Origin of the sequence: Anaerotruncus massiliensis (ex Togo et al. 2026) (assembly GCF_030825285.1) — a bacterium.
Lineage (GTDB): Bacteria > Bacillota > Clostridia > Oscillospirales > Ruminococcaceae > Anaerotruncus > Anaerotruncus massiliensis.
In genome coordinates, this window is record NZ_JAPJQF010000071.1 from 1 (window position 1) to 10,444 (window position 10,444).

Below are 10,444 nucleotides of genomic sequence, written 5' to 3' on the forward strand. Positions count from 1 at the left end.
CCGTGGAGGAGGCCTGCCCCGCGGCTTCCGCGGCCGCCCGCGCGGCGCGGTTGACCTGCGCGTCCGAAACGAACACCCCTTCGATCCCCGCGGCCCCGACCACGCCCTCCGAACCTGTCGCCATGCGCACCACCTCCCCTACAGTCTATGCGGGCGGGCGGCTGCGCGCCAAAAAAGGAAGGCCGCGCGCGGCCTTCCTTTTTTTGTTATCTGTGGTTGCGCGCGCCGATGTCCCGGCGGAAATGCACGCCCTCGAACCGGATGCCCTCCGCCGCGCGGTAGGCGTTTCGGAGCGCCTCCCCGGCCGTCGGGGCGGTGCAGGTGACCCCCAGCACGCGGCCGCCCGCCGTCTTATAGACGCCGTCCTCAAGGCGGGTGCCCGCGTGGTAGACGGTCGCGCCCGGGACCTGCCCGTCAGCGCCGAGCCCTTCGATGGGAAGGCCGGTTTGGTACTTGAGCGGGTAGCCGCCGCTCGCGAGCACGACGCAGGCGGCGCTTTCGTCGGAAAATTCCACCGGAAGCTCTCCGAGCCGGCGCTCGTCGATCGCCAGCATGATCTCCAGCAGGTCGGTTTTGAGGAGCGGCAGCACCACCTGCGTCTCGGGGTCGCCGAACCGGCAGTTGTACTCGATCACCTTCGGGCCGTCCGGCGTGAGCATGAGCCCGAAATAGAGGCATCCGGAGAAGGGGCAGCCCTCCGCCCGCATCGCCGCAAGGGTAGGCTTGAAGATGCGCTCCATGCACTCCGCGGCGATCTCCGGGGTGTAGCAGGCGTTGGGCGCGACGGTGCCCATGCCGCCCGTGTTGGGGCCCTCGTCCCCGTCGAAGGCGCGCTTATGATCCATCGACGAGATCATCGGCGCCACCGTTTCCCCGTCGCAGAAGGAGAGCACGCTCACCTCGGGCCCGGTCAAAAATTCCTCGACGACGATGCGGTTGCCCGACGCGCCGAAGAGCTTGTCCTCCATGATCGAGCGAACCACGTCCTTCGCCTCGGCGAGGTCCCGCGCGATGACGACCCCCTTGCCGAGCGCCAGCCCGTCCGCCTTGACGACGGTCGGGAAGGCGTTCTGCGTCTCGATGTAGGCGACGGCCTCGGAGGCGCTGTCAAAGGTGCGGTATTTCGCGGTCGGGATGCCGTATTTCTCCATGAGGTTTTTGGCGAAGACCTTGCTGCCCTCGATGCGGGCGGCGGCCTTGTTGGGTCCGAAGGTGCGGACGCCCGCGGCGTTCATCGCGTCGACCATGCCGAGCGCGAGCGGGTCGTCGGGCGCGACGACCGCCAAATCGACCGCGTGCTCCTTCGCGAACGCGACCATCCCGTCGAGGTCGGTCGCCTTGATGGGGACGCACTCCGCGTCGGCGGCGATGCCGCCGTTGCCGGGCGCGCAGTAGATGGTTTCCGCCTCGGGGTTCTCGCGGAGCTTGCGGATGATCGCGTGTTCGCGTCCGCCTCCGCCGACTACCAGAATCTTCATGAGGCCGTCCTCCTGTTGTTGTGATCTCAGTTCCGGCGCGCCTTAGTGGTGGAAAAGCCGGATGCCGGTGAAGGCCATGGCAATGCCATATTTATTGCAGGTCTCGATCACGTTGTCGTCGCGGATCGAGCCGCCCGGCTGCGCGATGTAGCGCACGCCCGAACGGTGGGCGCGCTCGATGTTGTCGCCGAACGGAAAGAACGCGTCCGACCCGAGCGAAACGCCGTCGAGTCTGTCGAGCCACTCGCGCTTCTCCTCCCGCGTCAGCGGGACGGGGCGCTCGGTGAAGAACTGCTGCCACGTCCCCTCCGCCAGCACGTCCATCCAGTCGTCCGAGATGTACACGTCGATCGTGTTGTCCCGGTCGGGGCGGCGGATGTCCGCCCTAAAGGGCAGGTTCAGCACCTTTTCATGCTGGCGCAGCCACCAGATGTCCGCCTTGTTGCCCGCCAGGCGGGTGCAGTGGATGCGGCTCTGCTGGCCCGCGCCGATGCCGATGCACTGGCCGCCCCTGGCGTAGCAGACCGAATTGGACTGGGTGTATTTGAGAGCGATCAGCGCGATCACAAGGTCGCGCTTCGCGTCGTCGGGCAGGGTTTTGCAGTCGGTGACGACGTTCTCGAGAAGGGCGTTGTCGATCTTGAGCTCGTTGCGCCCCTGCTCAAAGGTGATCCCGAAGACGTCCTTGTGCTCGACCGGCGCGGGGGCGTAATCCGGATCGATTCTGACGACGTTGTAGCCGCCCTTGCGCTTGGTCTTCAGCACTTCGAGCGCCTCGTCGGTATAGCCGGGCGCGATGACGCCGTCGGACACCTCGCGCGCAAGCAGCTTGGCGGTCTGCACGTCGCAGGCGTCGGAGAGCGCGACCCAGTCGCCGTAGGAGGACATGCGGTCGGCGCCGCGCGCGCGCGCGTAAGCGCTCGCGATCGGGCTGAGCTCGAGGTCGTCCACAAAGTAGATCTTCTTTTCCACCTCGCTCAGGGGCAGGCCGACCGCCGCCCCGGCGGGGCTCACATGCTTAAAGGACGCCGCGCTGGGAAGCCCCGTCGCGGCTTTCAGCTCCCGCACGAGCTGCCAGGAGTTGAACGCGTCGAGGAAGTTGATGAAGCCGGGCTTGCCGTTCAGGACCTCGACCGGCAGCTCGCCCTCCTTCATAAAGATGCGCGCGGGTTTCTGGTTGGGGTTGCAGCCGTATTTCAGTTCCAGTTCCTTTGCCATGCCGCCGTCCTCCTCAGTGGTTTTTGTTGACGATGCGCGTCTCGCAGGTGCCTGCCGCCACGTCGATGTAGCGGACGAAAAGGGAGACCTTGTTCGCGTCGTTGAGATTCTCCCAGAGCGTGCCGGTGAAGGCGTCGATATCCCCTTCGACCGTCACCTCCTCCGGCTCTCCCTCGAACGAAGGGATCGGGTCGCCGTCGCAGCGGTAGGTGTGGATGAAGTGCCCCTCGCCCGGGCGCGGGTCCCAATACTGGAAGAAGTAGCGGCGCACCGACGAGGGGTCGCCGTCCGCGCTCTTCAGGATCGAGAGGCGGTAGTCGAAGCCGTGCAGCAGCCCCGACACGCGCGGGGTGTAGTTGGGGGCGTCCGGCTCAAAGGTGCGGGTGCGCAGGGCGTCCGCGAAGGAGCCGCCCCTCTGGAGAAAGTCATAGATCGTGTCGGTCTGGTCGCCGTTGGTGACGATCGTCGTGTCGCCGAGCACCCGGACCGGCGAATAGATGATGAGCGACGGGTCGGAGAGCTTGGCCGGGTCGAACGCCTCGGTGCGGATGCCCTCCCCGTCGGTGACGAAAATCCGGTTGCGGCTGTTCTCGCTGCGCCCCATGATGAAATAGGCGGCGACGGCGTGTTTCCCGTCCGCGCTGCGCCCGAGCAGGATGCCGCGGCCCGGGTAGGCGTTCTCTCTGAGCAGTTTTGCGATGTCCTGTTTCATTTCATTCCCTCCAATTGTCCGCTGCATACCAATTCCAGCGCCTTCGGGAGCAGCACCCATTCGGCCTGCTCCATGACGCGCCTCTGTAACCGTTCGGGGGTGTCGCCCGGCAGGACGTCGACCGCCTTCTGCAAAATGATCTGCCCGCCGTCGGTCACCTCGTTGACGAAGTGCACCGTCGCGCCGGTGACCTTCACGCCGTAGGCGAGCGCCGCCTCGTGCACATGCAGGCCGTACATTCCGTCCCCGCAGAAGGAGGGGATGAGCGCCGGATGCACATTGATGATCCTGCGGTCGTAATTTTCGACGACCTTATCTCCCAGCACGTAGAGAAAGCCCGCCAGAACGACGTAGTCCGCCTCGAACCGCTCGAGCGCGGCGATGATCGCCTCGTCGTAATCGGCGCGGGAGGCGTAGGCCTTCCGCGGGACCACCTCGGTGGGGATGCCCGCCTTTTTGGCGCGCTCGAGCGCGAAGGCCCCCTCCTTCGAGGAGACGACCCCGGCGAGCTCGGCGCTCGGCAGCTCTCCGCGCGCCTTCGCGTCGATGAGCGCCTGCAAATTGGTCCCGCCGCCCGAAACGAGCACCACGACCCGTTTCAGCATAGCTCGACCCCTCGCTCGCCGTCGTCGACATAGCCGATCACCCTGGCGCGCTCGCCGTGGTCGTTGAGGATCTCGACCGCGCGCTGCGCGTCGTCCTTATCGACCACGAGCACCATGCCGGTGCCCATGTTGAAGGTGTTGTACATGTCGTGCTCGGAAATCCCGCCGATCCGCTGGATCATGTCGAAGAGGGGCAGGGGCGTCGCGAGCCGCTTGCTGATGAGGGCGCGCTTGCCCTCGGGCAGGGCGCGCGGGATGTTTTCGTAGAAGCCGCCGCCCGTGATGTGGGCGACCGACTTGACGGCGAGCTCGTCCATCACGGCGAGCACCGGCTTGACGTAGATGCGGGTGGGCGCGAGCAGCGCCTCGCCGAGCGTCGCGCCCAGCTCGTCGTAGTAGCGGTCGAGCACGCCGGGGGCCTCCACGTCGAAGACCTTGCGCACGAGGGAGAAGCCGTTGGAGTGCACGCCGTTCGACTTGATGCCGACGAGCGCGTCCCCCGCCGCGACGGTGGTGTTGTCGAGGATTTTGGACTTGTCCACCGCGCCCACCGCGAAGCCCGCGAGATCGTACTCGTCCTCGGGGTAGAAGCCGGGCATCTCGGCGGTCTCGCCGCCGGTGAGCGCGCAGCCCGCCTGTACGCAGCCCTCCGCGACGCCCGAAACGATCTGCGCGATCTTTTCGGGGACGTTTTTGCCGCAGGCGATGTAATCGAGAAAGACGAGCGGCTTCGCGCCGCAGCAGATGATGTCGTTGACGCACATCGCCACGCAGTCGATGCCGACGGTGTCGTGCCTGTCCATCAGAAAGGCGAGCTTCAGCTTGGTGCCGACCCCGTCGGTGCCCGCGCAGAGCACCGGGTTGGGCATGCCCGCCAAATCGAGCTCGAAGAGGCCGCCGAACCCGCCGAGACCGCCGAGCACGCCGCCCGTCATCGTGCGCGCCACATGCGACTTCATCAGTTCGACCGCCCTGTATCCGGCGGTGACGTCGACGCCCGCCGCCTTATAGCTCTCGGAATAGCTGTTGTTCATGCCTGTTCCCTCCGCTTGGCCTTCTCGCTGATCTTGTGTTCAAACTTGTCCTTAGGGGTCTCGTCGGGCACCTTGATCGGATATTCACCCGTGAAGCAGCCGACGCAGAAGCCGCAGTGCGCCCCGCGGGCGATCTGCTGGACCCCCTCGACGCTCAGGTAGTGGAGGGAGTCGACGCCGATCGTCTTTGCAATCTCGGGGATCGTCATCCTGCAGGCGATCAGCTTGTCGCGGCTGTCGATGTCGGTACCGAAGAAGCAGGGATTCCGGAAGGGCGGCGCGGAAACGGCGAAGTGCACCTCCTTGGCGCCCGCCTCCCGCAGCAGCTTGACGATCCGCCCGCAGGTGGTCCCGCGCACGATCGAATCGTCGATCAGCACGACCCGCTTGTCCTTCACCGTCTCGGCGATGACGTTGAGCTTGATGCGCACCGCGTTTTCCCGCTGGCCCTGGGTGGGCTGGATGAAGGTGCGCCCGACGTAGCGGTTCTTGATGAAGCCGACGCCGTAGGGGATGCCCGATTCGCGCGAATAGCCGAGCGCCGCGTCGAGGCCCGAATCGGGCACGCCGATGACGACGTCCGCCTCGATCGGGTGCTCGCGGTAGAGGATCCGCCCGGCGCGCTGGCGCGCCTCGTGGACGCTCACCCCCTCGACCACCGAGTCGGGGCGCGCGAAGTAGACGTATTCAAAGACGCAGAAGCTGCTCCTGCCGCCGCAGTGGGTGCGGATGCTCTTAAGCTCCCCGTCCTCGGCGACCACGATCTCGCCCGGCTCGACATCCCGCAAAAACTGCGCGCCGATGCTGTCGAAGGCGCAGCTCTCAGAGGCGAAGGCATAGCCGTTCTCCGTTTTGCCGACGCACAGCGGCCGGAAGCCGTTGGGGTCGCGGGCGGCGATCAGCTTTTTGGGGGACATGACGATGAGCGAATAGGCCCCCTTGAGCGTGTACATCGCCTTGGCGACCGCCTCCTCGATGCTCGGGGAGAGCAGCCGCTCGCGGGTGATGATATAGCTGATGACCTCGCTGTCGTTGGTCGTGTGGAAGATCGCGCCGTTCATTTCGAGCTGGCGGCGCAGGTCGGGGGCGTTGACGAGGTTGCCGTTGTGGGCGAGCGCCATCGTGCCCTTGCAGTGGCGCACGACGAGCGGCTGGGCGTTGACGACGCTGCCGTTGCCCGTCGTCGAATAGCGGCAGTGGCCCACCGCCATATTGCCCTGCCCGAGGCTTTCGAGCACGTCCCGGTTGAAGACGTCGGGCACAAGGCCCACGTTTTTGTGGCAGTTGATGACGCCGTCGTCATTCACCGCGATACCGCAGCTCTCCTGGCCGCGGTGCTGGAGCGCGTAAAGCGCGAAATAGGCGCTGGTCGCCACGTCGGTGCGGCTGTTTTCGTAGATGCCGAAAACGCCGCACTCCTCATGCAGTTCGCTGTACAAATCGATTCCCTCCATCGGAAATTCGTGGATCTCTCTCATTTATTCGCCGAGCAGGCGGCGCATCACTTCGTGGTACGCCCCTTCGACGCCGCCCATGTCGCGGCGGAAACGGTCCTTGTCGAGCTTTTCGCCCGTCTTGCTGTCCCAGAAGCGGCAGGTGTCGGGAGAAATTTCGTCGGCGAGGATGATCCTGCCGTCGGGGGTCTTGCCGAATTCGAGCTTGAAGTCGATGAGCTCGATGCCGAGATCCTTGAGGTAGGCGGCGAGCAGGTCGTTGATTTTGAAGGCGTAGCCGGCGATCGTCTTGAGCTCCTCGGGGGTGGCCAGCTCCATCGCGAACACATGGTAGTCGTTGATCATCGGGTCGCCGAGCTCGTCGTCCTTGTAGCTGTACTCGAGCACCGTCTTGGCGAGCTTCTTGCCCTCGGGCAGGCCGAGCCGCTTGGAGAGGGAGCCGGCCGCGATGTTGCGGACGATGACCTCGAGCGGGACGATCGTGACCTTTTTAACGAGGGTCTCGCGGTCGGAGAGCTCCTCAATCAGGTGGGTGGGGATGCCGTTCTCCTCGAGCATCTTCATCAGGTGGTTGGAGACCTTATTGTTGATGATGCCCTTTTCGGCGATGGTGCCCTTCTTCTGGCCGTTGAAGGCGGTCGCGTCGTCCTTATAGGAGACGATGTAGGCGTTCGGGTCGTCGGTCGCAAAGACCTTCTTGGCTTTTCCCTCGTAGAGCTGTTCCCTTTTTTCCATTTCTGTTTCCTCCTAAAGTCCTGAAGTATTTGAATCTTCCGATGATCGTGCGCATTTTGGCGGAGAGATCAGCCGAGCTGCTCCTGGAGCTTGCGGTCCTTCTCGATGACGCCCTGCTTCATCTCTTCCTTCCTGAGCGACAGCTTGTACGCGACCTCCGCGTCGGTCACGCCGATGATCTGCGCCGCGAGGATCGCCGCGTTCTGCGCGCCGTCGATCGCCACCGTCGCCACCGGGATGCCGGAGGGCATCTGCACCGTCGCGAGCAGGGCGTCCAGACCGTCTAGGGTGGAGGATTTGACCGGGATGCCGATGACCGGCAGCGTCGTGTGCGCCGCCAGCACACCCGCCAGGTGCGCCGCCTTGCCCGCCGCCGCGATGATCGCGGCAAAGCCGTGGTCGCGCGCCGACGCCGCGAACTCGCACGCGAGCGCGGGGGTCCGGTGCGCGCTCATGACGTGGACCTCCACGCCGATGCCAAACCCCTTGAGGGTATCGATCGCGCCCTTGACGACCGGCAGGTCGCTGTCGCTGCCCATAATGACCGCTACTTTTTTGTCCGCCAATTCCGACACTTCCCTTTCCATTTCCGATTTTGTTTTCTGCAAATGAAAAACAGGCTGCGATCGCTCGCAACCTGCACTACTTCCGCGAAGGCATGGCGGACCCGCCCGCCGCGCGCCCCAAAAGGCCGCCTGCCAGCCGGATGCAGCTCTCCCTTGATGATCCGCATTCGCCCATCAGAAGAGCCATTTCCGCCACCTCCGCAATCAAAATACACTTCCAGTTTACAGGATTCCGCCGGCATTTTCAATTGGAAAATGCACCGTTTTGAAAGATTGGAGGGTTGATTTAAAATGTACGATCTTGCAGGATTCTTTTTGTCGAATTGCACGACATGTCATACTCTTTCTGCCAGCGGTTTTTCCACCCGCCCGCGGACGGCCGCAATCACCGGGCCTGCCCGTCCTCCGGGGGCTTCACCAGAATGATCGCGTACACCGTGTCGACCTGCGCCGGGTAGCTCTCGGCGATCGTCCCGTCGTAGTAGACGCGCACCGCGTCCCCCACGCTGAAGTGCGTCATGCTGTCCCCCAGCGCCGCGTCCAGCGAGACGCTGACGAGATCGCTGGTACGGCAGACCTCCTCGTCCTCGTTGACGCGGACGAGGATGCTCCCCTCGCGCGCCTCTTCGACGACCCCGGCAAAATTCGGCTCCTTCCCGACGGTGTCCATGCTCATCGGCCGGGCGCAGCCGGACAGCAGGAGGAAAACGCACAGGCAAAAAACCAGCTTTTTCATATCATCCACCTCACAGAGATTGCTTCGGGCCGTCGTCCGTCTCCCGGAACCCGCGGTTGAGGCGCAGCTTGACGGGGAAGAAGATCGCGAAGGTGAGCGCCTCCGCCGCGAAAAGCGCGAGCCACACGCCGCTGAGCCCCCACAGCGCGGAGAAGGCCCGCAGCGCCAGGTAGACGAGCACGATGCCGCGCAGCAGGGCGACGGCCGTCGTGCAGAGCGACTGCTCGATCGACTGGAAATAGTACATGAGGATCGTGTTCGCGCCGGTGAAGGGCAGCGAGAGGAAGTAGAGCATCACGGCGGGCACGCCGATGGCGAGCACCCGCGCGTCGGTCGAGATGAAAAGCCCGATGATCTGCCCCGGGAAGAGCAGGATGACCCCGTAGACCGCGAGCGAAAAGAGCACCGCCGTGGCCGCCGCGACCCGGTCGACCGCCTTCATCCTCCCGTACCAGCCCGAGCCGTAGCTGATCGAGATGATCGGCTGGGCGGCCTGCGCCATGCCGTTGAAGATGCCCTTGCCCACATAGCCGATGTTGGAGATGATCGAGAAGACCGCGACCGCCGTCTCCCCGCCCACCCGGATGAGCACGATGTTGAACATGAGAATGACGAAGCCCGCCGAGGTCTCAAGCACCCCCGAGCCCGCGCCGTTTTTGACCATCCGCCACCAGAGGCGGGGAGAGAAGAACCGCCGGGTGAAGCGCACCTCGTTACGGCGGGTGACAAAGTGCAGGCTCAGCAGCCCGCAGGTGATGAAGGGGCCGATGATTGTCGCAAGCCCCGCGCCGAACGTCCCCATCCCCAGCGGGATCACGAAGAGATAGTCGAGCAGGATGTTGGCGGCGTTGCCCGCCGCTCCCGCGACCATCACGAGCCGGGGATTGCCGTCGCTGCGCACGATGACGCACATCGCGCTCGAAAGCATATAGACGAAGCAGAGGGGACTGATCGGGGACAGGTAGGCGACGACGTCCCCGACAATCAGGTCGGTCGCGCCGAAGAGGCAGGCGATCTGCCGCAGGAAGAGCGTCCCGAAGACGGAGAGCAGCGCGCCCGCCGCAAGCACCGAAACGACCGCCATCGTAAAGACGCGGTCGCCGCTTTCGGGGTCCCCCTCGCCGCGGCAGACCGAAATCGTGGTCGCCGCGCCGACGCCGATCAGGATGGAAAAGGTGGTGTAGACGGTAAAGATGGGCAGCGCGACGTTGAGCGCCGCGAGCCCGTTTTCCCCCACCGCCATGCCGACGAAAAAGACGTCGGCCAGGCAGTAGCAGCAATGCGCCACCTGTCCGATGATCGTCGGGACGAGGTAGCGGAAATATTCCGACCGGACCTCGGCGCGCTGCGCCTTTCCGGCAAGCGATTGTGCTGGCATAGAGCTCCTGTCCGGGCGCGCCTTCAGCGGGGCGCGTCCTCAATGATGGATTTCGTTTTCCAGCCGCCCGAAAAGAACCGGGCGGCCGCGATGACGAGGCCGATCGTCCAGCCCATCGGGATCGACCACCAGACGGCGGCCTCCCCGATAAACGCCGCGAGCGTGTAGGCGAGGACGACGCGCGCCGAAAAATTGCCCAGCGTCCCGATCATGAACACCTTCATGTCCCCCGCGCCGCGCAGCACGCCGTTGAAATCGCACATGATCCCCATTACCGCGTAGAAGAGGGAGACGACGGTGAGGTATTCGACGCCCGCCGCGATCACTGCGGCGTTGGCGGAGGAATCGACGAAGAGCCCGACGAACTGCGGGCCGAACCCCCACAGCACGGCGGTGGTCGCGCCGCCGATGACCGCCGACATCACGACCGCCGCGCGCAGGCCCTTCCCCACCCGCCCGGGCGGCCCCGCGCCGCTCTACAGCGCGGTGTATCCCCGGCGGGTGGGGCACAGGAGCGGTGACAAATGA

General features: G+C 65.0%; 10 protein-coding genes and 1 pseudogene. All 11 read right to left on the reverse strand.

The genetic code is table 11. From position 1 onward, the window contains the following. Window positions 1-206 precede the first annotated feature (206 nt). Entirely contained in the window at window positions 207-1,478 is a 1,272-nt protein-coding gene (purD, locus tag RCI06_RS13375; RefSeq protein WP_288234680.1) for a phosphoribosylamine--glycine ligase, read from the reverse strand. Between the two features lie 42 nt (window positions 1,479-1,520). Beyond that, complete coding sequence (locus RCI06_RS13380; RefSeq protein WP_302823288.1) at window positions 1,521-2,696, reverse strand: phosphoribosylaminoimidazolecarboxamide formyltransferase; 1,176 nt, start codon at window positions 2,694-2,696, stop codon at window positions 1,521-1,523. 13 nt (window positions 2,697-2,709) lie between these two features. Next, on the reverse strand, window positions 2,710-3,408 hold the full coding sequence (locus tag RCI06_RS13385) for an IMP cyclohydrolase (RefSeq protein ID WP_306576354.1): 699 nt from the start codon (window positions 3,406-3,408) through the stop codon (window positions 2,710-2,712). Further along, window positions 3,405-4,013 carry a phosphoribosylglycinamide formyltransferase gene (gene purN / locus RCI06_RS13390; RefSeq protein ID WP_373690861.1) on the reverse strand — a complete coding sequence of 203 codons (609 nt, stop codon included), beginning with the start codon at window positions 4,011-4,013 and terminating at the stop codon, window positions 3,405-3,407. The genes RCI06_RS13385 and purN overlap by 4 nt, the downstream gene beginning before the upstream one ends. Beyond that, window positions 4,007-5,047, reverse strand: a complete 1,041-nt coding sequence (gene purM, locus RCI06_RS13395; protein ID WP_101550024.1) for a phosphoribosylformylglycinamidine cyclo-ligase — start codon at window positions 5,045-5,047, stop codon at window positions 4,007-4,009. Before purM ends, purN begins: the two co-directional genes overlap by 7 nt. Then, a complete protein-coding gene (purF, locus tag RCI06_RS13400; protein WP_101553193.1) occupies window positions 5,044-6,501 on the reverse strand; it encodes an amidophosphoribosyltransferase in 1,458 nt (485 codons plus the stop codon). The genes purM and purF overlap by 4 nt, the downstream gene beginning before the upstream one ends. A gap of 24 nt (window positions 6,502-6,525) precedes the next feature. Further along, window positions 6,526-7,236 carry a phosphoribosylaminoimidazolesuccinocarboxamide synthase gene (gene purC, locus RCI06_RS13405; protein ID WP_101550022.1) on the reverse strand — a complete coding sequence of 237 codons (711 nt, stop codon included), beginning with the start codon at window positions 7,234-7,236 and terminating at the stop codon, window positions 6,526-6,528. A gap of 68 nt (window positions 7,237-7,304) precedes the next feature. Continuing rightward, window positions 7,305-7,775 (reverse strand): 5-(carboxyamino)imidazole ribonucleotide mutase, encoded by a 471-nt coding sequence (gene purE, locus RCI06_RS13410; RefSeq protein WP_373690862.1) that lies wholly within the window; start codon window positions 7,773-7,775, stop codon window positions 7,305-7,307. Window positions 7,776-8,187: 412 nt separating this feature from the next. Continuing rightward, window positions 8,188-8,538: a DUF3221 domain-containing protein gene (locus RCI06_RS13415; RefSeq protein WP_101550018.1), complete on the reverse strand. Its 351-nt coding sequence runs from the start codon at window positions 8,536-8,538 to the stop codon at window positions 8,188-8,190. A gap of 10 nt (window positions 8,539-8,548) precedes the next feature. Continuing rightward, window positions 8,549-9,916, reverse strand: a complete 1,368-nt coding sequence (locus RCI06_RS13420; protein WP_306576355.1) for an MATE family efflux transporter — start codon at window positions 9,914-9,916, stop codon at window positions 8,549-8,551. Between the two features lie 23 nt (window positions 9,917-9,939). After that, window positions 9,940-10,377: pseudogene (locus RCI06_RS13425) on the reverse strand (MATE family efflux transporter); the annotation flags it as partial. Between the last annotated feature and the right edge of the window lie 67 nt (window positions 10,378-10,444).

Coding starts and splice junctions, on each gene's coding strand:
- purD (WP_288234680.1), bottom strand. CDS start 1,478: ATGAAGATTCTGGTAGTCGGCGGAGGCGGACGCGAACACGCGATCATC.
- RCI06_RS13380 (WP_302823288.1), bottom strand. CDS start 2,696: ATGGCAAAGGAACTGGAACTGAAATACGGCTGCAACCCCAACCAGAAA.
- RCI06_RS13385 (WP_306576354.1), bottom strand. CDS start 3,408: ATGAAACAGGACATCGCAAAACTGCTCAGAGAGAACGCCTACCCGGGC.
- purN (WP_373690861.1), bottom strand. CDS start 4,013: ATGCTGAAACGGGTCGTGGTGCTCGTTTCGGGCGGCGGGACCAATTTG.
- purM (WP_101550024.1), bottom strand. CDS start 5,047: ATGAACAACAGCTATTCCGAGAGCTATAAGGCGGCGGGCGTCGACGTC.
- purF (WP_101553193.1), bottom strand. CDS start 6,501: ATGGAGGGAATCGATTTGTACAGCGAACTGCATGAGGAGTGCGGCGTT.
- purC (WP_101550022.1), bottom strand. CDS start 7,236: ATGGAAAAAAGGGAACAGCTCTACGAGGGAAAAGCCAAGAAGGTCTTT.
- purE (WP_373690862.1), bottom strand. CDS start 7,775: ATGGGCAGCGACAGCGACCTGCCGGTCGTCAAGGGCGCGATCGATACC.
- RCI06_RS13415 (WP_101550018.1), bottom strand. CDS start 8,538: ATGAAAAAGCTGGTTTTTTGCCTGTGCGTTTTCCTCCTGCTGTCCGGC.
- RCI06_RS13420 (WP_306576355.1), bottom strand. CDS start 9,916: ATGCCAGCACAATCGCTTGCCGGAAAGGCGCAGCGCGCCGAGGTCCGG.